Annotated in this window: 17 protein-coding genes; 6 read left to right on the top strand and 11 right to left on the bottom strand. The window is 73.5% G+C overall.

The window, feature by feature from the left end; genetic code table 11:
- Positions 1–35 precede the first annotated feature (35 nt).
- Positions 36–1,244 (top strand): MFS transporter, encoded by a 1,209-nt coding sequence (locus AB0M83_RS18085; RefSeq protein ID WP_364518336.1) that lies wholly within the window; start codon positions 36–38, stop codon positions 1,242–1,244.
- An 8-nt stretch (positions 1,245–1,252) separates the two neighbouring features.
- Here the strand turns inward: AB0M83_RS18085 and AB0M83_RS18080 are convergent, their stop codons facing one another.
- Positions 1,253–2,053, bottom strand: a complete 801-nt coding sequence (locus AB0M83_RS18080) for an LLM class flavin-dependent oxidoreductase (protein ID WP_364518334.1) — start codon at positions 2,051–2,053, stop codon at positions 1,253–1,255.
- Positions 2,054–2,401: 348 nt separating this feature from the next.
- Between AB0M83_RS18080 and AB0M83_RS18075 the strand changes: the two genes are divergently transcribed.
- A complete protein-coding gene (locus AB0M83_RS18075) occupies positions 2,402–4,276 on the top strand; it encodes a Calx-beta domain-containing protein (RefSeq protein WP_364518332.1) in 1,875 nt (624 codons plus the stop codon).
- Positions 4,277–4,387: 111 nt separating this feature from the next.
- Positions 4,388–4,990 carry a DinB family protein gene (locus AB0M83_RS18070; protein ID WP_364518330.1) on the top strand — a complete coding sequence of 201 codons (603 nt, stop codon included), beginning with the start codon at positions 4,388–4,390 and terminating at the stop codon, positions 4,988–4,990.
- Positions 4,991–4,993: 3 nt separating this feature from the next.
- Here AB0M83_RS18070 and AB0M83_RS18065 read toward each other — a convergent pair whose 3' ends face one another.
- Both AB0M83_RS18065 and AB0M83_RS18060 read right to left on the bottom strand, forming a co-directional pair.
- Positions 4,994–6,664 carry a glucosaminidase domain-containing protein gene (locus AB0M83_RS18065; protein WP_364518328.1) on the bottom strand — a complete coding sequence of 557 codons (1,671 nt, stop codon included), beginning with the start codon at positions 6,662–6,664 and terminating at the stop codon, positions 4,994–4,996.
- A 5-nt stretch (positions 6,665–6,669) separates the two neighbouring features.
- Positions 6,670–9,666 (bottom strand): BTAD domain-containing putative transcriptional regulator, encoded by a 2,997-nt coding sequence (locus AB0M83_RS18060; protein WP_364518326.1) that lies wholly within the window; start codon positions 9,664–9,666, stop codon positions 6,670–6,672.
- Positions 9,667–9,841: 175 nt separating this feature from the next.
- Here AB0M83_RS18060 and AB0M83_RS18055 point away from each other — a divergent pair, with 175 nt between their 5' ends.
- Positions 9,842–11,416 (top strand): CHAP domain-containing protein, encoded by a 1,575-nt coding sequence (locus AB0M83_RS18055; protein WP_364518324.1) that lies wholly within the window; start codon positions 9,842–9,844, stop codon positions 11,414–11,416.
- A gap of 58 nt (positions 11,417–11,474) precedes the next feature.
- Here the strand turns inward: AB0M83_RS18055 and AB0M83_RS18050 are convergent, their stop codons facing one another.
- The 3 genes from AB0M83_RS18050 to AB0M83_RS18040 are packed head-to-tail and all read right to left on the bottom strand — an operon-like array spanning position 11,475 to position 15,094.
- Complete coding sequence (locus AB0M83_RS18050) at positions 11,475–11,966, bottom strand: flavin reductase family protein (RefSeq protein WP_364518322.1); 492 nt, start codon at positions 11,964–11,966, stop codon at positions 11,475–11,477.
- Entirely contained in the window at positions 11,963–14,194 is a 2,232-nt protein-coding gene (locus tag AB0M83_RS18045) for a molybdopterin-dependent oxidoreductase (protein ID WP_364518320.1), read from the bottom strand. Before AB0M83_RS18045 ends, AB0M83_RS18050 begins: the two co-directional genes overlap by 4 nt.
- A 27-nt stretch (positions 14,195–14,221) precedes the next feature.
- A complete protein-coding gene (locus tag AB0M83_RS18040) occupies positions 14,222–15,094 on the bottom strand; it encodes a TIGR03620 family F420-dependent LLM class oxidoreductase (protein WP_364518318.1) in 873 nt (290 codons plus the stop codon).
- 95 nt (positions 15,095–15,189) lie between these two features.
- Between AB0M83_RS18040 and AB0M83_RS18035 the strand changes: the two genes are divergently transcribed.
- Both AB0M83_RS18035 and AB0M83_RS18030 read left to right on the top strand, forming a co-directional pair.
- The gene (locus AB0M83_RS18035) at positions 15,190–16,035 is read left to right on the top strand and encodes a LysR family transcriptional regulator (protein ID WP_364518316.1); all 846 of its coding nucleotides are present in this window, start codon (positions 15,190–15,192) and stop codon (positions 16,033–16,035) included.
- 146 nt (positions 16,036–16,181) lie between these two features.
- Positions 16,182–16,316 carry a hypothetical protein gene (locus tag AB0M83_RS18030; RefSeq protein WP_364518314.1) on the top strand — a complete coding sequence of 45 codons (135 nt, stop codon included), beginning with the start codon at positions 16,182–16,184 and terminating at the stop codon, positions 16,314–16,316.
- Here AB0M83_RS18030 and AB0M83_RS18025 read toward each other — a convergent pair whose 3' ends face one another.
- The 5 genes from AB0M83_RS18025 to AB0M83_RS18005 all read right to left on the bottom strand — a co-directional run bounded on the left by AB0M83_RS18025 (position 16,317) and on the right by AB0M83_RS18005 (position 20,735).
- A complete protein-coding gene (locus AB0M83_RS18025; protein ID WP_364518312.1) occupies positions 16,317–17,003 on the bottom strand; it encodes an SDR family NAD(P)-dependent oxidoreductase in 687 nt (228 codons plus the stop codon).
- Positions 17,004–17,109: 106 nt separating this feature from the next.
- On the bottom strand, positions 17,110–17,718 hold the full coding sequence (locus AB0M83_RS18020) for a TetR/AcrR family transcriptional regulator (protein ID WP_364518310.1): 609 nt from the start codon (positions 17,716–17,718) through the stop codon (positions 17,110–17,112).
- Positions 17,719–17,769: 51 nt separating this feature from the next.
- A complete protein-coding gene (locus AB0M83_RS18015; protein WP_364518308.1) occupies positions 17,770–18,885 on the bottom strand; it encodes a class I SAM-dependent methyltransferase in 1,116 nt (371 codons plus the stop codon).
- A gap of 70 nt (positions 18,886–18,955) precedes the next feature.
- A complete protein-coding gene (locus tag AB0M83_RS18010) occupies positions 18,956–19,957 on the bottom strand; it encodes a serine hydrolase domain-containing protein (protein WP_364518306.1) in 1,002 nt (333 codons plus the stop codon).
- Positions 19,947–20,735: an IclR family transcriptional regulator gene (locus tag AB0M83_RS18005; protein ID WP_364518304.1), complete on the bottom strand. Its 789-nt coding sequence runs from the start codon at positions 20,733–20,735 to the stop codon at positions 19,947–19,949. The genes AB0M83_RS18010 and AB0M83_RS18005 overlap by 11 nt, the downstream gene beginning before the upstream one ends.
- Positions 20,736–20,749 lie beyond the last annotated feature (14 nt).

The following is a 20,749-nucleotide window of genomic DNA, read 5'->3' as shown; positions in this document are numbered from 1 at the left end:
GGTATTAACGCAACAGCGTTGCTAAAGTCGCCGGAATGGACGACCTCTCCCGGCGGCGCCGATGGGCGGCCCTGCTGGCCCTGGCCCTCGGCTCGGTCGCGATCGGGCTGACCGAGTTCGTGCCGGCCGGGCTGCTGCCCGAGATCGCGCACAGCGTGCTCGGGAACACCGAACCGGATTCGGTCGCGCGGGCGGGGTGGATGATCACCGCGTACGCGCTGGGCGTGGTCGTGGGCGCGCCCGTGCTCGCCACGATCACCGCGCGGATGCGGCGCAAACGGCTGGTGCTCGGGCTGCTGGTGCTGTTCGTGCTCGGCACCGTCGCTTCGGCGGTGGCGTCGAGTTACGGCCTGGTGCTGGTGGCCCGGTTCGCCGCGGGCCTGCCGCACGGCGCGTACTTCGGGGCCGCCGGCCTGCTGGCGGCGACGCTGATGGGGCCGGGCAGCGAGGGGCGCGGGTTCGCCGTGGTGCTGAGCGGGCTGACCGTGGCCAACGTCGCGGGTGTCCCGCTGATCACCCGGCTCGGGCAGGCCGCCGGCTGGCGGACGGCGTACCTGCTCATCGCCGGGGTCTTCCTGCTCGCCCTGCTGGCGGTGGCGGTCACGGTGCCGGACGCGCCGGCGGCGGGCGGATCACCGGCCGACGAGCTGCGCGCGCTGCGCAGCCCGCAGGTGTGGCTCGTCGCGGCGACGGCGTCGATCGGGATCGCCGGGTTCTTCGCCGTCGACAGCTACCTGGCGCCGATCACCACCTCGGTCACCGGGCTGTCCCCGGGCGCGGTCCCGTGGGCCCTCGTCGCGGTCGGGCTCGGCATGACGGCCGGCAACTTCCTGGGCGGCTGGCAGGCCGACCGCAACCTCCGGCGCGCCATGGTGGTGGGCTTCGCCGCGGTGATCGCCGCGAACGTCTACTTCGGACTGACGGTGGGCTCGGCGTTCGGCCTGTTCACCGGCGCGTTCCTGATCGGCGGCACCATCCTGTTCCTGGGCCCGGTGCTGCAGGCCCGGCTGATCGCGGTGGCCCCGGGCGCCCAGCTGATGGGAGCCGCCCTGAACCAGTCGGCGTTCAACACGGCCAACAGCCTCGGCGCGGCACTGGGCAGCGTGGTGATCGCGACGGGTTTGGGTTACCGCGCGACGGCGTGGGCCGGGGTGGCGGTGAGTGCGGTGGGGTTGGTGTTGGCGGTGGTCGGGTTCGCGGTGGATCGTCGTCGGGGTGCTCGGGCGGGTCAGCTGGTGCGCTGAGTGGTGGCTCAGTGGGGCCCGTCGCGCAGGACGCCGCGTACGTGGTCGACCGAGAGTGATTCGGGGGCGAAGGCGGTCAGCAGCCAGGTCGCGCCCGCCCGCGCGTACGGCGAACCGTCCTCGCCGGGCTCGAGCTCCGCGACGTAGTCGTACGGCCCGGTTCCGGTGCGCAGCGCCTCGACCTGGGCCACGGCCTCCGCGAAGCGGTCGGCCGAGTCGAGGTTCACCGGGAAGTAGCCGTCGAGGCGCGCGGCCCGGCGCATCGGGTGGATCTTCCCGGGGAAGCCCGCCGCCCAGACCGGGATCCGCCGCGCCGGTGTCGGCAGGAACCGGATGCCGGCCACCGTGTAGTGCTCGCTGTGGTGGTCCACGACTTCGCCGGACCAGGCGGTCGCCAGGATCTCCAGCGCCTCGTCGAGCATGCGGGCGCGCACCCGGTCGTCGCACTCCTCGCCGAACCGGGAGAACTCCTCGCCGAACCGGTCGCTGCCGAGGCCGACGCCGAGCGTGAGCCGGCCGTCGCCGAGGCGGTCGAGCGTCGCGGTCTCGCGGGCGAGCTTGGCGGGGCGACGGCGGGTGATCGCGCTGACCATCGGCCCGAAACGCACCGTCGACGTGACGGTGGCGATCGCGGCCAGGGTGATCCAGGGGTCGGCCGCCGCGGCCACCGGTTCGCGCCAGCGGAGGTGGTCCCAGACGAAGACGCCGTCCCAGCCCGCTTCTTCGGCCTCGGCGGCGAGACGGGCGACGAGCCCCGGGTCGGCCAAGGCGTCGAAGAGCGGGAGCCAGAGCGCGTGCTGGGGAGTCATGCCCGGCACGCTACCCAGGCGGGCGCCGTTACGACATCCGGTGGTGATTCGCGCAGCGGAAAGCGGAAATCGCGGTGCTTCCGCCGTCAGGGCGATACTCGTGGTGCCGAAAAGTGCGGTTCCCGTCGCTCTTGAGCGTGACGTTCTCCCGGCGTTTCCCGTCCTTCGGCCTATTCCCGCCATGATCTGCGTAGGCCGAATCCAGGCTCAGTAACCCGTTGAGCGCCTTGACACAGGGCGCTCCGGGTGACGTTCGCGGACCCTGCTAACGAATTCCCGCCCAATTCGTCTTTCCCAGGCAACCCCGTACCGAATCCGGCCGTCCGCCGGTGCTCGAAAGGGAAATCCATGTCACGAAGATCAGTTTTCGTCGCCCTCACCGCGACCGCCGCGCTGCTGGCCCCGGCCGCGGTGGCGGCCGCGGCACCGCCGGGCGTCGACCCGGCCACCGTCGACCTCACGCTCGCCGCCGGGCAGAGCACCACCGTCACCAAGCACGTCACCACCTCCGCCGTCCCGCCGAACCCCGACCTCGTCCTGCTCGCCGACACCACCGGCAGCATGGGCGGCGCCATCACCAACGTGCGCACCAACGCCAACGCCATCACCGGGGACGTGCTCGCCGCGCAGCCGACCGCGCAGTTCGGCGTCGCGGAGTACAAGGATTTCAGCGACTCCGTGCCGTTCAAGGTCAACCAGGCCATCACCGCGGACACCGGCGCGGTTCAGGCGGGCATCAACCAGTGGGCCGCGGGCGGCGGGGGCGACGGCCCCGAAGCCGACCTCAACGCCCTCTACGAACTGGCCACCGGCGCCGTCTCGTTCCGCCCGGACGGGACCCGCATCGTCGCCTGGTTCGGCGACGCGCCGTCGCACGACCCCAGCGGCGGCCACACCCTGGCCGACACGATCGCCGCGCTCAAGGCGGCGAACATCCGGGTCGTCGCGGTCAACGTCGGCGCGCTCGACGCCACCGGCCAGGCCACGGCCATCACCGAAGCCACCGGCGGTGTGCTGCTCAACAACGTGCCCTCGAACCAGGTGTCCCAGGCCATCCTGGACGGCATCAAGTCCATCGAGGTGACGGTGACCCCGCACGTCACCAGCTGCGACCCGCAGCTGACGCTCACCAACGCCCCGGCGAGCGTCAAGGTGACCAGCGGCGACGTCGCGACGTTCACCGAGACGATCGCCGCCGCGGCCGATGCCGCTCCGGGCACCTACCACTGCTCGGTCGACTACCTGGTCGACGGCGTGTCCCGCGGCTTCGTCGAGACGACGACCGTGCGCGTGCTCGGCTTGGCCGTCAACGACGTCACGGTCGCCGAAGGCTCCGGCGGCGCGCCGGTGCCGGCCACGTTCACCGTGTCCCTGCTCGGCGGGACCAGCCCGAACCCGGTGACCGTGCACTACGCCACCGCGAACGGCAGCGCCACCGCACCGGCCGACTACGCCGCCGTCAGCGGCGACGTCACCTTCGCGCCCGGTGAGACGGCCAAACCGGTGACCGTGCTGGTCAACCCGGACACCGTCGACGAGCCGGACGAGACGTTCACCGTGAACCTCTCCGCCCCGGCCGGCGCCGGCCTGGTGGACCCGACGGGTGTCGGCACGATCGTCGACGACGACCGCGACGGCGCCTTCTCCTGCACCGGCACCGCGGCGAACGTCCTCGGCATCACCGCCGCCGTGGCGAACCCGCAGAACCTGCCCTGCGCCGACGACAGCAAGACCGTCCTCGACGCGACGCTCAACGCCGGCCTGATCAAGGTGCAGACCCACGCGCTGACCTCGTCGACCGACCTGACCCCGGACAACCAGTCCGCGGCCCCGGCGGCCGGTGACCAGGCGCGGGCGTCGGCCAAGATCGACAAGACGGTGATCAGCACGATCGGGCTCACGATCGAGCTGGGCGTGATCCAGTCCCAGGCGGCGGCGACCTGCCAGCCGGCCACGGGCGGGCTCGCCCCGGTGCTGACGGGCAGCTCGAACGTCGCCTCGCTGAAGATCAACGGCGTCGCGGTCACGGTCGGCTCGGCGCCGCTGACCATCCCGCTGGTCATCGGCTCGCTGAAGCTGAACGGCCAGACCGTCTCGGGCGGCGTCGTGAAGCAGCAGGCGGTGGCGCTGGACACGGCGCTGGCGAAGATCGTGCTGGCGGAGTCCCAGGCCGACGTGCACGGCAGTGCGGCGCACCCGGCGGGCAACCCCTGCCGGCGCTGATCCGGTGAACACCCGGGGCGGGCGGTTCCCCGCCCGCCCCGGCCACGGTTCGGCAAGGCTTCCTGCCGGCGCGGTTGCCCTCCGGTGCGTGGGTCGGCGACGATGGCGGCCGTGCCCGGCGACCAGTCGAAAGCCATTCCGCCACTGGCGGGGGAGGACCACGGCTGCGCCGAGTGCGGACTTTCCTATCCCACGCTCACGATCGAGACGGCCGCCGCGATCATCGCGTCCCTGCCCGGCGCGCTGGACTCCGTGCTCGGGGACGCGCCCCCGCCGGACCTCCGGCGCCGCCCGCGGCCGGGACACTGGTCGGCGCTGGAGTACCTCGTCCACCTGCGCGATGTCTGTGTCACCTACACGATCCGGGTGCACCGGGCCCGGACCGAGGACCGGCCCGCCCTCGACCCGATGCTCAACGACCTGCGGGCACGGCGTTTCCGCTACAACGAACGCTCCCTCGACGGAGTGCGTGAGGAACTGGCGGCCTGCGCTGCCGGACTCGGCGAAGAGATCGAGCGCTTGACTCCGCCGGACCTCGAACGCTCGGTGACCCGCCTCCCGGGCGAACACCGCACGGCCCGCTGGCTGGTGCGCCAAGCCGCTCACGAGGTCACGCACCACCTCGAAGACATCCGGCACTGCCTGGCCGAGGCCGCGGCACAACGGCCTCGGCGCGGTGCCGGTCGAAACCGGCACCGCGCCGAGAACGGGTGACCCTCAGTCGGTGATGTGGTGCTCGCCGTCGATCAGCGACCACGGGCCGTGCTGGAGGTCCGCGCCCAGGTACGTGTGGATCAGCAAACCCAGCGTGTCGCGGGCGTAGACCTCGATCGATCGCCGGGACTGGTGGAGGACCGCGGTCGGAGTACCCGTGATGTGCCAGTCGCCGATGACCGACCACGTGCCCGTCCGGCCGTCGCGGTCGAGGTAGTTGTGGATCAGCAAGCCGTTCACGTCGCGGCCGTAGACCTCGACCGCGCCCGAACCCGGGTTGTACGCCGCGGCCGGGGTGCCCGTGACGTGCCAGTCGCCGACCGCGCTCCACGGCCCGTGCCGCAGGTCGCTGCCGAGGTAGGTGTGGACGAGCAGCCCGGTCGTCTCCCGGGCGTAGACCTCGACGGACCGGCGCAGGTCGTCGAAGACCGCGGCGGGGTCGTCGGTGATGTGCCGGTCGCCGACCGCGCTCCACGGGCCGTGCTGCCCGTCGTTGCCCAGGTAGGTGTGGATGAGCAGGCCGGTCGTCGTTTCGCGGGCGTAGACGTCGACCGCGTCCGAGACCGGGTTGTACACCGCCGAGGGCGTTCCTTCGAAGTGCCGGTCGCCCACCACCGACCACGGGCCGTGCTTGAGGTCGCTGCCGAGGTAGGTGTGGACGAGCAGGCCGCTGACGTCCCGGCCGTAGACCTCCACCGCGCGGCTGCGGGGGTTGTAGGTCGCGGCCGGCGGCGTGGTGATGTGCCAGTCGCCGACGACGTCCCACGGGCCGTACCGGCCGTCGCGCCCGAGGTAGGTGTGGATCAGCAGGTCCTTCGTGTCACGGGCGTAGACCTCGACGGAGCCGGAGTTGGGGTTGTACACCGACACGGGCTTGCCCACGATGTGCCAGTCGCCGTGGGTGCTCCACGCACCCGACCGGCCGTCCGGGCCCAGGTAGGTGTGCGCGAGCAGGCCGTCGGTGTCGCGGGTGAACATCTCCACCGACGCCGTCAGCCCGTTGAAGGTGCCCTGGCCACCCGGGGTGGGCGCGAGGCTCGCGACCGTGTTGAAGCGGTAGAGGTTGTGCGTGACCATCAGGTTGATGATCGTGGTCGAGTAGTTGACGTCGGTGGCGTAGCCGGCCCGGTGGACCTCGCGGATGAACTGGTCCGGGTCGCCGGTGAAGGTGAAGGCGTTGGCGTAGCGCGAGTTCTCACGCAGGAACCGGCCGTGGTCGCGGAACGAGTCCTCCATGGACGCGTACGTCCGGAAGTCGGCGTAGGTCTCGTAGCAGGTGCCGTCCGGGTTGCACTCGAACGTCTTGAGCCGCGCGCAGCCGGTCGCGATCGGGCCGGGGACGCCGCCCGAGCACTTGATGCCGAAGTGGTTGTTGTTCGGCGCCGCGGTGCCCCAGGCGGATTCCTGGATGGCCTGCGCCACCGTGACCGACGCGGGCACGCCGTACTCGGACTGCCCGCGCTGGGCGGCGGGCCCGGCGGCGTTGATGAAGTCCTCCTGGCTGCCGGCCGCGATGGCGACCGGTGCCGTCTCGCCGTCCCGCGCGGCGTCGGCGATCACCGCGGGGGCGTCCGGTGGCGGGGGCGCCGCCTGGGCGATGCCGCCGGCGAACTGGGCCGCGAACAACGTGACGGCGATCGTGAAGAGGCGTCGCCGGGCGTGGGGTCTGGTCATGGTGGTCAGCGTGCGGCGCGGGTCTCCGGAGAACCTGTGAGCCGGGTTTGAGACGGCACCACGGGCGGCCGCGGCTCGGCTGCCTCGCGGCTGCCGTGACGCTCGAAGATGGCCGACGCCTCCGCCCAGGCCGCGTCGGCCGCGGCCGGGTCGCCGGCCGCCGCGTGGGCCACGGACAGGTCGCGCAGGGTCCGCGCCCGCCACAGCGGCAGGCTCAGGGCGTCCCACCAGTGCAACGCGTGCTCGAGGAGCTCCTTCGCCGCGGCCGGGCGTCCCTGCGCGAGCTCCAGCTCGCCGAGGGTCCGGGTGATGAGGGCCTGCCCGAAGCTGTCCTGCATCTCGTTGCAGACGGCCAGGCCGTCGCGCAGGGCCGGGCCCGTGCTGACGTCCCCCCGGCGCAGGCGGGCCTTCGCCAGCGCCTGGGTGGTGTAGGCGATCATCAGCCGGTCACCGATCCGGTGGAGCACGCCGAGCGCGCGCTCGCACAGGCCGATCGCCGCGTCCCAGTCGCGCTCCGCCCGCCGGACCAGGCTGAGCGACCGCAGCACGAGCGCGACGCCGTGGTCGTCGCCCTGCTCCTCGTAGATCCGCCGCGCCCGGTCACCGGCGCTCCAGGCGGCCGGGAGGTCGCCGCGTTCGGTGTGTGTCAGCGCCGCGGTGTGGTGGGCCCGGGCGAGCAGCACCGGGTCGTCCATCACGCGCAGCACCGGGATGGTTTCGTCGAGCAGCGTGATCGCGTCCGCGAGGTCGCCGCGTTCGCGGTGGACGCGGCTGAGTTCGAGCCGGGTCCGCGCCTGCTGCGGGAGGTCGCCCGCCGTGACCCAGCAGGCGAGGGCGCGCCCGTAGTAGTCGGCCGACTCGTCGAGGCGGTCCTGTTCGTAGCGCAGCCACCCGAGCCCGCCGAGCAGCCGGGCTTCCGCCGCCCGGTCGCCGGTGCGCTCCGCGGCCGCCAGCGCCGCCTGGTGCGTGCGCCACCAGAGGCTGAACTGGTTGGTGAGAGCGAACGACGACGAGGTGAGCGCCGCGGCCAGCCGGGAGGCGAGCGCGCTCAGGTCCAGCGCGGCCGCCCGTTCGACGACGGCGACCAAGCCGGTCTGCTCGGCTTCGAACCACCGTTCCGGTTCCGCGAGGAGGTCCGCGACCAGCGAATCGTCCAATGTGGACACCGATTCGGCGGCGATCACCTCGGCGGCGCCGGGCATCCGGAGGGCCGCGTGTTCCATCAGCGCCAGGTATTCGCCGGCGGCGCGCGTCACCGCGGACTCGAGCTCTGCGCGGGTTTCCTCGGCCTCGGCGCGTTCCCGGCCGAAGGCGCGGGTGAGGTCGTGCAGCGTGTAACGGTCGCCCGAGGCGTCCGCGAGGCGGCTGTCCACCAGATGCTCGACGACGTCCTCGGCCACGGCGGACGAACATCCGAGCAGCGGCGCCAGCAGCCACGAAGCGAACGAGGACAGCTCCAGGTACCCGAGCCGGCGCAGCGCCGTCCGGGCGGGCCCGGACAGCCCGGCATAACTCAGCGCCAGGCTGCCCCGCACTTCGAGGTCGCCGACGCGCAGCTCGCTCAGCACCGTGCGTTCCGACCGGAGGCGCCGGGCCAGCTGCGCCAGCGGCCACTGCGGGCGCGCCGCCAGCCGGGCCCCGGCGATCCGCACGGCGAGCGGCAGACGGCCGCAGAGGCGGGCGATCTCGGCCGCCACCACCGGTTCCCGGCCGGACCGCCCGCCGCCGACCACCGCGTCGAGCAGCCGCACCGCCTCCTCTTCGGACAGCACGCCGAGCTCACGCTGGTGGGCGCCTTCCAGCGCGCCCATCCGCTGCCTGCTGGTGACCAGGACCGCGCACCCCCGGCCGCCGGGCAGCAGCGGCCGGACCTGCTGTTCGCCGGCGGCGTCGTCGAGCACCACCAGCACCCGGCGCCCGGCCAGCTCGGAGCGGTAGCGGGCGATCCGGTCGTCCAGTCCCGCCGGGATGGCCGCCTCCGGGACCCCGAGCGCCCGCAGGAACGCCGCGAGGACGTCCGCGGGATCCGTGGCGGCCGGTCGCGTGCCGGCCAGGTGGGCGTACAGCTGCCCGCCGGGGAACTCGGCACGGACCTGGTGGGCGACGTGCCGCGCGAGAGTGCTCTTGCCCGCCCCGGGCGGGCCGGACACCGCGACCACGCGAACGGCTGTGCCAGTCCGCCCCGACAGCAGCCCGGCCAGGGCGCGGACGTCGTCCCCGCGGCCGGTGAAGTCCGCGATGTCCGTCGGCAGCTGGGCCGGCACCACGACGGTGGTTCCGCCGCAGGTCGCGTCGGCCTGCAGCACCCGCTCGTGCGCGGCGCGCAGCTCGGGGCCGGGTTCGACCCCGAGCTCCTCGACCAGCTCGGCCCGCGCGGCGCGGTAGTGGGCCAGCGCCTCGGTGCGGCGGCCCGCCTGGTGCAGCGCGGTGACGCGGTGGGCGTGCAGCCGTTCCCGGAGGGGGTGCTGCTCGATCAGCGCGGTGACCTCGCCGACGAGCCGGTCGCCCCAGCCCAGCGCCAGCTCGGCGGCGAGCCGTTCCTCGACGGCGACCAGGCGCAGCTCCTCCAGGCGGGCGCGCTCGGCGTCCGCCCAGCTCCCGGTGACGCCGTCGAGCGGGCGGCCGCGCCACAGGGCGAGGGCCGACCGCAGCTTTTCGGCGGTCACCGCGGGGTCTTCGGTGCTGCGGGCTTCCGCCACCGTGCGGGTGAACAGCTCGACGTCGACCGCTTCGGGGGGCAGGTCCAGCAGGTAGCCGCCGCCGGCGCGGACGACGACGTCGCCCAGCAGGCGGCGCAGCCCCGAGACGTAGGTGTACAGCGCGCCGCGGACGTCGGCGGCCGGGCTGTCCTCCCACAGCGCGTCGACCAGCCTCTCCAGCGACACGGCGTGCCCGGCGTGCAGCGCCAGGACGGCGATCAGGGCCCGCGGCTTCGGGCCGCCGAGCACCACGGCCCGGTCCCCGTCCCGCACTTCGACCGCACCGAGCAATCCCACCCGCACGCCGTCCCCTCCCCAGGATCCGCGACCGGACGAACCGGACCAAACGTAGCCTTGCCGGTGATCGCGGACTTCTCAAGACCGGCTCGCAGATTTCTCGCAGAGCGGTGCACGACGCTGAGCGGGATCGACGGGCGGAACCGCCGCTCGTCGCCGCGATGGGCACGGGAGTCATGCGATGAGAACGAAACCGCCGGGCCGGGTCCGGCCGGCCGCTTTGCTGGCCACGGCCGCGCTGACGGTACTGCTCGCTCTCCCGCTCGGGGCGGCCCCCGCGAGCGCCGCGACCGGCCAGGACGTCGTCCAGGTCGCCTCCGGCCAGCTCGGCAAGGGGTGCGACGGCAACGGCTGGCGCTGCGACCCCGGCGCTTGGTGCGCGGACTTCCTCAAGTGGGTCTGGGACCGGGCCGGGATCGACACGAACGGGATCACCCCGGCGGCCGGGAGCGTCGTCGGCTACGGGCAGAACCGCGGCACGGTGACCGGGACGCCGCACGTCGGCGACGCGATCGTCTACAACTACAACGGGGCCGGCTACGCCGACCACGTCAACATCGTCACCGCCGTCCGCGACGACGGCCTGGTGCAGACGATCGGCGGCAACCAGGGCCCGCCGCCGGGCATCGTCAGCTTCACCGACTGGCACCGGCCGGGCGCGGACATGAACGCCACCCCGACGATCGTCCGCCCGGCGGGGATCCAGGACGCGCCGGCGTCCGGCCTCGCGCCCGTCCAGGGCAGCCAGGGCACCTACAACGCGCTCTCGGCGTCGGTCGAGATGTTCGCGCGCGGCACCGACAACCTGCTCGGGCACACCTACCTCGGACCCGACGGCCGGTCGGGTGCCTGGAGCACCCACGGCGACTGGGCGCTCGCGAGCCAGCCGATCTCGGTCTACAACCCGAACTCCGGGGCCGTCGAGGTCTACGCCCGCGACACCCTGGGCCTGCTGATCCACACCTACATCGGCCGCGACGGGCAGTACGGGCCCTGGGACGTCGTCGGCGCTCAGCACATCACCGGCCGCCCGTCGGTGGTCTACAACCCGAACACGCGGGCCGTCGAGATCTACGCCGTCGCCACCGACGGCAAGCCCGTCCACACCTACCTCGGCGCCGACCTCAAGCACGGCCCGTGGACGGTGGCGGGTGAGTGGGTGCTGACCGACTCGCCTTCGGTCGTCTACAACCCCGTGTCCCGCGCCGTCGAGGTCTACGGGCGCGACACCTTGGGCCTGCTCGTCCACAGTTACCTCGGCGCCGACGGGAAGTACGGGCCGTGGGACGTCGTCGGTGACTGGCACCTGGCGAGCCGTCCGGTCGCGGTCTACGACGACCACCGCCGGTCGGTGGAGATCTACGGCCAGGACACGCAGAACCTGCTGATCCACACGTACCTGGGCAGCGACCTCAAGCACGGCCCGTGGTCGGTCGTCGGCGACTGGCACATCTACGCACCCCCGATCCCCGTGTACAACCCGAACTCCGGTGCGGTCGAGATCTACGGGCACGACGCGCAGAACCTGCTGATCCACTCCTACCTCGACCAGAACGGGCAGCACGGCGCGTGGTCGGTGGTCAGCGGCACCCCGGTGCGGAGCCTGCTGACGGCGACCTACCACGAGTCCCGCCGGTCGCTCGAGATCTACGCCCGCGGCGACGGCGACCTGCTGGTCCACACCTACCTCGGCAGCGACCTGAAGCACGGGCCGCTGACGGTGGTCGAAGGCGGGCACCCGGTCGTCGGCGACTGAGGCGCGCATCGGTGGGGCGCCGGGGGATCAGGGGGTTTCCGGTGCCCCACCGGCCGGCTCAGACGGCGGCGAGCCGGCGGAAGCGGCTGCCGTGGAACACCAAGGGCGGGTTCTCCGCCGTGTGCAGCCCGTGGATGCGCAGCAACGCGATCAGGTGGTCGCCGGCGGGGACTTCTTCCGCCAGGGAGCACTCGAGCCACGCGCTCGAACCGGTGATGAACACGCTGCTGTCCGGGCCCGTCTGCCAGGGGATGTCCCGGAACCGGTCGCCGTCCCGGGCCGACAGCTTCAGGCACGCGTCGTCCTGGCCCTCCGCCAGGACACTCAGGCCGAGGCGGTGCCGGGCGCGCAGCCTCGACCACGTCGACGAGGAGCGCTGGATGCAGAGCGACACCAGGGGCGGGGCCAGCGAGACCGACGTGAACGAACTGGCGGCCATTCCGTGGGGACGGCCGTCGATGAGGGCGCACACGGCGGTGACGCCGGACGGGAAGCACCCGAACGCTTCGCGCAACCGGCTTTCGGACGTCACGGGCTGCAAGACGGTCATCGAGGCTCTTTCACGATCGGTGAACGCAGGGCCCGCACTTCCGGGACCGGGCCCTCGAAGCGTTCGACGTCCACGGCCGCGTGCTGGCCCGCGCAGCCCTGCGACAGCCGGGAGGACGGCACGTCGGCGGTCAGGACGTTCGGGTTGCCGTGTGCGCACAGCGGGCCGGTCGGGTGGTCCTCCACCGGGTCGAACCATGCGCCCGTGGGGAGCTGGACCACGCCGGGCCGGAGTGCGTCGTCGAGGACCGCGCCCGCCAAGCACGCGCCGCGGGTGTTGAACACCCGGACGACGTCGCCGGTCGCGATGCCGCGGGCCGCCGCGTCGGCCGGGTTGAGGCGGATGCGCTCGCGGCCGGCCACCTTGCCCGCGCGGCTCGTCTCACCGGCGTCGAGCTGGCTGTGCAGGCGGGTGTGCGGCTGGTTCGCGATCAGCCACAGCGGGCCGGACTCGCTCGGCGGCAGCCAGACCGGGTGGCCGGGGCAGTCCGGGTACCCGAACCCCGCGACGGTCGCCGACGTGATCTCGATGCGGCCGCTCGGCGTGCGCAGGGGATGGGCGTGCGGATCCGCGCGGAAGTCCGCGAACAGCGTGTGGTGTTCGCGGCCGGGCGGCAGCCGCAGTTCCCCGGCGGCCCAGAACTCCGCGAACGAAGGTGTGTCCCGCCAACCGTTGTAGAGGTGTTCGAGCCACTGCCGGGCCGTCCGGCCTTCGGTGAATTCCGCGGCGACGCCGAGACGCTCCGACAGGCCGGCGAAGATCGCGTAGTCGTCCCGCGCTTCGCCCGCTGGCGGGGCGATCCGGTGCATGGCGATCAGGTGTGTGTCCCGGCGGCCGGAGCCGAGATCTTCCCGTTCCAGCGCGGTCGTGGCGGGCAGCACGATGTCGGCGTGGCGGGCGGTCGCCGTCCAGTGGGGCTCGTGGACGACCACCGTGTCCGGCCGGGTGAACGCGCGACGCAGGCGGTTGAGGTCCTGGTGGTGGTGGAACGGGTTGCCGCCCGCCCAGTACACGAGCCGGATGTCCGGGTAGCGGCGGACTTCGCCGTCGTAGTCGTAGGTTTCGCCCGGGTGCAGCAGCAGATCGGCGATCCGCGCGACCGGGATGAACTCGCGCACCGGGTTCACGCCTTGCGGAAGGGACGGGATCTTCAGGTCGGGCCCGGTGTCGCCGACGTCGCCCATCGAACCGTAGCCGTGGCCGAACCCGCCGCCCGGCAGGCCGATCTGCCCCAGCATCGCGGCCAGCGCGATGCCCGCCCACACCGGCTGTTCCCCGTGTTCGGTGCGCTGCAACGACCACGTGACGGTGATCAGCGTCCGGTTGGCCGCCATCTCCCGGGCCAGCGCGACGATGTCGGCGGCCGGGATGCCCGTGATGCCGGCGGCCCACGTCGCGTCCTTCGGGCCGTCGAGCAGGTACCGTTCGAACTCCGGGTATCCGACGCAGTAGCGGTCGAGGAACGTCTGGTCGTGCAAGCCTTCGACGACGAGCGTGTGGGCCAGCGCCAGCATCAGCGCGGTGTCGGCCGCGGGCCGGATCGGGTACCACCGGTAGTCCACTGTGGACGGGACGTCGTCGCGCAGCGGGCTGACGAGCGCGACGCGGCCGCTGAACCGCGCGAGGTGCCCGGCGGTCCCGTGGACCGTGACGCCGCCGGGCGTGACGAAGACGTTCTTCTCCGGCACGCCGCCGAACGCGACGATCAGCTCGGTGTGCGCGGCGATCGTCGGCCAGGTCGACGCCCGCCGCAGCACCGCGTGCGTGTCGCCGACGACGTGCGGCAGCAGTACCGACGACGTCCCGTTGCTGTAGGTGTTGCGCGACGCCGTGAAGCCGCCGAGGGTGTTCAGGAAGCGGTGCAGCTGGCTCTGGGCGTGGTGGAACCGCCCGGCGCTGGCCCAGCCGTAGGAGCCGCCGAAGATCGCCTGGTTCCCGTGCTCGGCCCGGACGCGGCCGAGCTCACCGGCCAGCCGGTCGAGCACCTCGTCCCAGGGCACCTCGACGAACTCGTCGCGGCCGCGCCGGGAGTCCGGGCCGGGGCCGTGCTCGAGCCAGCCGCGGCGGACCGCCGGCCGGGCCACCCGGGTGGGGTGGTCCAGCGCGGCGCCCAGGTTGCCCAGCAACGGCGACGGCGCCGGGTCGGCCGGATGCGGTTCGACGCGCAGCCGTCCTTCGGCGTCGACCTCGGCGGAGAAGGCGCCCCAGTGCGATGTGCTCGGCTTCATGCCCCGACGGTAACCGCGTCTTGCCGGCTACAGGACCTTCACACCGGTGGGAGGATCAACCGGGTGTCCGCGATGTGAGAACACCGCTTCGGCGACCGCCCGCAGCGTCGCGATCGGGTCGTCGCCGAGGGGGTAGACGCCGACGTGGTCCGCGCCCGCGGCCCGGTGGGCCAGCAGCCGCGCCGCGACGGTGGCCGGGTCGCCGTGGGCGACGAGTGCGTCGACGAGGCGATCGCTGCCCGCGCCGGCGAGGTCGTCCTCGGTGAAGCCCAGGCGACGGAGGTTGCTCGCGTAGTTGGCGACGCCCAGCGCGGTTCCGGGCGGGGCCGACCGGGCGATCGCGCGGGCTCGTGCCGGGTCGGGCTCGACCAGGGCGAAATGGCCCGGCAGCACCAGTTTGCCCGCGCCGAGGACCGCGCGTGCCCGGCGGGTGTGGTCCGGGGTGACCAGGCACGGGACGGTACCGGCGGTGCGGTCGCGGGCCAGGCGCAGCATCTTCGGCCCGAGGGCGGCCACCACGACCCGGTCGGCCGGCACGCCCGCGTCGGCGAGAGCGTCCAAATAGGACACCAACGTGCCGTACGGCGAGGCGTACTCGGCGTGCACTTCGCGGTGCCCGATCCCGACGCCCAGCAGGAACCGGCCGGGGTGCTTCGCGACGATCCGGTGGTAGGACGCGGCGACCGTCTCCGCTTCGGCGGTCCACACGTTCACCACGCTCGTGCCGACGACCAGCCGCGTGGTGGCGTCGAGCAGCCGCTCGGCGAAGGCGAGATCGGCGGGCGGGGAGGCGTCCAGCCAGAGCGTGCCGTAGCCGGCCCGCTCGACTTCCGCGGCGCTTTCCGGGGTCACTTCGTGCTCGCGCAAGTGAGCGCCGAGCAGACCGAGGTCGAGGTTCATGCCCCCAGTCCAGCACCGCGGGCCGCCGCGAACGAGGGCCAGGAGCGACGCGCAGCGATAACCTGGAGGCATCGTCCCAGTCCAGGGGAGAACCAGTGGAACTACGGGCCTTGCGGTACTTCGTCACGGTCGCCGACGAGCTGCACTTCGGCCGGGCCGCGCAGCGGCTGCACATCGCCCAGCCCGCGGTCAGCAGGCAGATCGCCCGGCTGGAGCGCGAGCTGGGGGAGCGGCTGTTCGACCGGTCGCCGCGCCGGGTCCGGCTGACCGCGGCCGGGCACCGGGTGCTCGCGGCCGCCCGGGACGCGCTCGCGGCCGCCGACCGCGTCCGGAGCGCGGCGGCCGGCCCCACGGGCGTCATGCGGATCGGCACCGCTGCCGGGGCCACCGCGCGGCTGGAGCGCGGGATCGACGCGCTGCGGGAGCAGGCCCCGGCGTTCGGCTTCGTGCTCGTCGACCTGCCGCAGGCCGATCGCCTGAATGCCCTGCGCCAGGGGGAGATCGACCTGGCGCTGGCCCGGGGCGTGGCCGCGGCGCCCGGGGTGCGGGTGCTGCCGGCCTGGACCGAGCCGCTGTTCGCGGTCGTGTCCGCGCGGCACCCCGCCGCCGGCCGCGACGCCGTGAGCGTGGCCGAGCTGGCCGACGGCGACCTGCGCGTCCACGACCCGGCGGTGCTGCGCGAGGCGGGCGTCCCGGTGCGGCCGGGCCGTCCGGGCCGTCCGGACCGTCCGGCGGGGACGGTCCAGGACACGATCGTCGAGGTGGGCGCGGATCCGCGGGCCTGGACGGTGCTGCCCGCGGATCAAGTGGCGGAGATCCGCTCGACCCGGGTGCGCGCGATCCCGCTCGCGCCGCGGAAGACGATCACGGGCAGCGTGGTCGTCCCGGACGACCTCCCGCACACCTGCGCGGCGGCCCACCAGGCCGCGTTCGGCGACTGACCCCCGGACCACGGCCGGCCGCGCGGCTGCACGCGGCGGGGCGCTCGAAGACGCCGGGACCACGGGGCGCTACCTCATCCCGCTGCCATGACCCGAAGGCTCAGCGGTTCCAGTGCTCGGCGAGCAGTTCGTAGGACGCGGTCGGCGTGGGCGTGCGTGATCGTCGTGATGACGAGTTCGTCGGCGCCGGTGGCCTTCTGCAGCTGCCGCAGCCGGGCGACTGCGTGCAGGACTTCGAGTACCAGCTCGACCTGCTCCTCGCCGGTCTGCGGCGCGGATGACTACCAGGCCAGCTCCCCGTTTTCGTCCTGGAGGGTCCCCGTGGGGCCGTCCGCGCCGAGGGTGGCCAGGCGCACGACAGTCCGGGCGCTCTCTTCCGGGGAACGCCCGATCCCGAACGCCGCCGTCATGTCGGTGGCGGTGGTGCCGGGCTCGACGGCGTTGAACTTGATGCCGGGCTGGGACTTGGCGTACTGGACCGTGAGCATGGTCGCGGCGGCCTTGGACGCGGAGTAGAGCGCGAGGGGCAGCCCGAACTCCGGCCGGTCGGGGTTCGTCACCGCCCAGAACGATCCGGCGCTGCTGGAAACCGTGACCACGGTGGGGTTCGACGACTTGCGCAGCCAGGGAAGCGCCGCTTCGGTGACGCGCACGATCCCCACCGCGTTGGTGTCGAAGACCCGCAGCGCGGTGGGGCCGTCGAGGGCTTCGCTGCCGAGGACGCCCGCGTTGTTGACCAGGACGTCGAGCCGTCCTTCGGCCGCGCCGATCGTGGCCAGCGCGCTGCTCACCGAGGCGTCGTCGGTCACGTCGAGCTGCACGAACCGCGCGCCGAGCTCCGCCGCGGCTTTCTCGCCACGCTCGGCGTCACGGGCTCCGACGTAGACGGTGTGTCCCAGGGACAGGAGGTGTTTCGCCGTCTCGAAACCGATGCCCTTGTTGGCTCCGGTGATCAGGGTGACGGTCATGGGGGGTCCTTCCGGCTGCCGGCTGATCTCGCCGAGTTTCGCATCGATCGATGCAGAATCCGACTGTAACAGATTTCGCAGCGATCGATTCAGAATTACGGACGGCTCAGGTGAGCGGCCAGGCGCGCAGCGCGGCGTCGGCCATCTCCTGCAGTTCGGCGCGGTCGACGCCGCTCGCCGCTTGCACGGCGATGCCGTACGCCAGCGCGGTGAGGTAGCGGGCGAGCACGGCCGGATCGGCCTCCGGGGGAAGGTCACCGTCGTCGACCGCTTGCCCGAACCGGTCGCGGAGGGTGGAGTAGCCGTCGTCGCGCCAGTCGACGAGCAGGTCGCGGGCGCCACGGCCGGCGTCGCCGGTGGCCAAGGCGCCCTGGACGCCGAGGCATCCGTGCGGGCCGGCCGGCCGGGTGGTCGTCCGGATCGTGCCCGCGATGATCGCGGTGGCGACGTCGAAGGCGGTCGGCTCTTCCAGGGCACGCGCGACGTAGGCGCTCGGGCCTTCGGTGTAGCGCTCCAGGGCCTTGCGGAACAGCTCTTCCTTGTTCCCGAAGGTCGCGTACATGCTGGTGGTGGAGATGCCCATGGCCTCGGTCAGGGTGGCCAGGCTGGCCCCCTCGTAGCCGTGCTCCCAGAACACCAGCAGGGCGCGCTCGAGGGCCGCGTCGGGGTCGAATCCGCGCGGGCGGCCGGCCGCCCGGCGTTTCCCGGTCTCCATGGCCGCAGTCTACCGTTTTTGTATCGATCGATGCGGAACGTGCCCGTCCGGTCAGTGGTGGACGGCGAGCCGCCAGAGCGAGGTGACCTCGGCCGCGCGTGCGGCGTGGAGGGGGTCGTCCGGATCGGACGCGCGGGGGTGGCGGGGCCGGGTGTCGGTCTTGCCGACCACCGTCAACCCGGCCGCGTCGATCGCTTCGAGGAGGTCGGCGCGGGACCGCAGCCCGAGGTGCTCGGCGAGGTCCGACAGGATCAGCCACCCCTCGCCGCCGGGCTCGAGGTGCTTGCCCAGCCGGTCCAGGTAGCCCCGCAGCATCCGGCTGCCCGGGTCGTACACCGCGTGCTCGATCGGCGAGGTCGGCTTGGCCGGCAGCCACGGCGGGTTGCAGACGACCAGGGGTGCCTCGCCGGGTGGGAACAGGTCCGTCCGCACGAACCGCACGCGCCCGGCGAACCCGAGCCGCTCGAGGTTGTCCTGGGCGCAGTCGAGCGCCCGCTGGTCGAGGTCCGTGGCCACGACCGACTCGACCCCGCGAGCGAGCAGCACCGCGGCGAGCACGCCGGAGCCGGTCCCGATGTCGAACGCGAGCCGGCTCGACGGGAGCGGCGCCGCCGCCACGAGGTCGACGTACTCGCCGCGGGCCGGCGAGAACACCCCGTAGTGCGGGTGGATCCGGGCGCCGAGCCCGGGCACCTCGACCCCCTTGCGCCGCCACTCGTGCGCGCCGATCACGCCGAGCAGTTCGCGCAACGACACGACCGACGGCTCCTCCGCCGGGCCGTAGGCCTCCGTGCACGCCTCCCGCACGTCGGGCGCCCGGCGCAGGGGGACGACGTGCCCCGGGTCCACGGGCACCAGCAGCTTGCCGAGCAGCTGGGCCTGCCGGGCCTGCCGCTGGCGGTGCAGGTGGAACGCCTCGGTGGCGCTCTTCGCCGGACGTCGCTTGCCGGCCCGGTCGATCCTCCGGTCCACGGCCCTCAGCAGCTGCCGCGCGTTCTGGAAGTCCCCGCGCCACAGCACGGCCTTGCCCTCGACGGCCAGCCGGTAGGCCTCGTCGGCGGTCATTTCGTCGTCGCCGACGACGATCTCGGCGGGCGGCGGCGCGTTGTTCTCCGACCGCCACTCGGCGGTCAGCTCTTCGCCGCCCTCGATCCAGCGGACGAGCATCGATTTCCCCCCGACCACGGTTTTCCCGGCACCCCACCATGTCAGACGCGAGTTCACCGCGGACCGGCGCCTACTCGATGCGCGCCGCGGCGTCGTGGAACGCGTGGCGGACCGCCGAGACGTCCTGGGCCCGGCTCGGGTGCACGCGGTTCGTCAGCAGGACGTAGTAGCGGCGGCGGGTGGGCTCCACCCACAGGCTCGTGCCCGTGAACCCGGTGTGGCCGTAGGAATCCGGCCGCAGTGCGGTGCCGACGGGCGAGCCGGGGACGTCCAGACCCTGCCACGCCAGGCCGCGGCGCAACCCCCGGGTGTGGCAGGCGATCATCTCCGCGTGCGTCTCCGGCTTCAGCAGCGGGGCCGCGCCCGCCGCCAGGACCCGGCCGAGGCGTGCCACGTCCGCCAGCGGCGCGAAGAGGCCCGCGTGCCCGCAGATCCCGCCCAGCACCACGGCGTTCTCGTCGTGGACTTCGCCGGTCACGACCCGGCCGCGCCACGGGCAGTCCTCGGTGGCCACCGCGTCCGCCACCGGGCCGAACCCCGTGTCCCGCATCCCCGCCGGGGCCGTCACCAGGTCCGCGACCAGGCGGTCCAGCGGCCGCCCCGAAGCCGCCGAGGCGATCAGGCCCAGCAGGATGAACCCCTGCGACGAGTACTCCACCCGGCTGCCGGGCGGGGCCGGCAGCGGGGTCGTCCGGATCGCTTCCAGCAGGTCCGTCCGCGTCGGGAAGGTGCGCCACAGCGGGGTCCCGCCGGGCAGGCCCGAGGTGTGGGTCAGCAGCTGTCGCACGGTGATCGACGCTTTATCGGTCCCGTCGTACGACGGCAGGTGACGAGGGAGCGGGTCGTCGAGGGACAGCGCGCCGCGCTCGGCCAAGGCGGCCACGACCAGGCCCACCACCGGCTTGGTCACCGAGGCCAGGTCCCACCGGCTCGCCTCCGTGACCGGCGGCCCGTCCCACCAGCGCGTGCCCAGGACGCCGCGGTCGAGCACGGCGTCGGCCGTGCCGACCTCCCACGCCGCCGCGGAAGAGACCCGGTCGTCGCGTGCCCGGGCCAGCAGCTCAGCGAGCATCGACCGCTCGCAGCGGGGTCCCGGCGAGCACCGCCGAGAGCCGGTTCGCCGCCTCGGCCACCAGCGGGCCCAGCACGGCGAAGCTCGACGGCTGCAGCGTGAACGTCAGCCCGGACACGCTCACCGCGCCCAGCACCGCGCCGCCGGCGTCGAGCACCGGGGCGCCCAGGCAGCGCACGTGCGCCTCGAACTGCTCGTCGTCCACGACGTAACCCGCGCGGTCCGCCGTGGCCAGCTCGGCCCGCAGCGACGCTGGGTCTGTCACCGTCTTCGCCGTGCGCGCCGCGAGCGGGGCGCGCAGCACCGCGTCCACGTCGGCCTCGGGCAGGCGCGAGAGGATCGCGCGGCCGACGGCCGTGCAGTACAGCGGCACCTCGCCGCCCGGCCGGGTGTTGAGCTGGTACGCCTGCTCCGGCTCGAGCTTCTCGACGTACACCGCCCGGTCGCCGTGGCGCACCGCGTAGTGCACCGTGTGGCCGGTCCGCCGCTGCAGCTCGGCCAGCACCGGCCGCAGCGGCCGCGTGCTCACCAGCGCCGCCGCCGAAAGCCCCAGCAGCCGCGGCCCCACGGCGTAGTGCCCGCTGCCCGCGCCCACGGCGTACCCGGCCTCGGTGAACGTCTGCAGCATCCGGTGCACGGTCGGTTTCGGCAGGTCACAGGCCTGCGCCAGGTCGGCCAGCCGGTGCGGGCCACCGGGCCCCGCGAGCGTCGCGAGCACCTCCAGGGCCTTCTCGACCGCGCCCCGCGAGCCGGGGGAAGCGTTGACAGCGTTGGTCACGGCGCCTAGCTTAG

The sequence above is a fragment of the Amycolatopsis sp. NPDC051106 genome (assembly GCF_040682775.1).
Lineage (GTDB): Bacteria > Actinomycetota > Actinomycetes > Mycobacteriales > Pseudonocardiaceae > Amycolatopsis.
Note: the sequence above shows the minus strand (reverse complement) of the source record. Positions and strands in the feature narration are given on the sequence as shown.

What these genes read in the sequence shown, in the direction of transcription:
- AB0M83_RS18085 (WP_364518336.1), top strand. Translation starts at nt 36, where the DNA reads ATGGACGACCTCTCCCGGCGGCGCCGATGGGCGGCCCTGCTGGCCCTG.
- AB0M83_RS18080 (WP_364518334.1), bottom strand. Translation starts at nt 2,053, where the DNA reads ATGACTCCCCAGCACGCGCTCTGGCTCCCGCTCTTCGACGCCTTGGCC.
- AB0M83_RS18075 (WP_364518332.1), top strand. Translation starts at nt 2,402, where the DNA reads ATGTCACGAAGATCAGTTTTCGTCGCCCTCACCGCGACCGCCGCGCTG.
- AB0M83_RS18065 (WP_364518328.1), bottom strand. Translation starts at nt 6,664, where the DNA reads ATGACCAGACCCCACGCCCGGCGACGCCTCTTCACGATCGCCGTCACG.
- AB0M83_RS18055 (WP_364518324.1), top strand. Translation starts at nt 9,842, where the DNA reads ATGAGAACGAAACCGCCGGGCCGGGTCCGGCCGGCCGCTTTGCTGGCC.
- AB0M83_RS18050 (WP_364518322.1), bottom strand. Translation starts at nt 11,966, where the DNA reads ATGACCGTCTTGCAGCCCGTGACGTCCGAAAGCCGGTTGCGCGAAGCG.
- AB0M83_RS18045 (WP_364518320.1), bottom strand. Translation starts at nt 14,194, where the DNA reads ATGAAGCCGAGCACATCGCACTGGGGCGCCTTCTCCGCCGAGGTCGAC.
- AB0M83_RS18040 (WP_364518318.1), bottom strand. Translation starts at nt 15,094, where the DNA reads ATGAACCTCGACCTCGGTCTGCTCGGCGCTCACTTGCGCGAGCACGAA.
- AB0M83_RS18025 (WP_364518312.1), bottom strand. Translation starts at nt 17,003, where the DNA reads ATGACCGTCACCCTGATCACCGGAGCCAACAAGGGCATCGGTTTCGAG.
- AB0M83_RS18020 (WP_364518310.1), bottom strand. Translation starts at nt 17,718, where the DNA reads ATGGAGACCGGGAAACGCCGGGCGGCCGGCCGCCCGCGCGGATTCGAC.
- AB0M83_RS18015 (WP_364518308.1), bottom strand. Translation starts at nt 18,885, where the DNA reads ATGCTCGTCCGCTGGATCGAGGGCGGCGAAGAGCTGACCGCCGAGTGG.
- AB0M83_RS18010 (WP_364518306.1), bottom strand. Translation starts at nt 19,957, where the DNA reads ATGCTCGCTGAGCTGCTGGCCCGGGCACGCGACGACCGGGTCTCTTCC.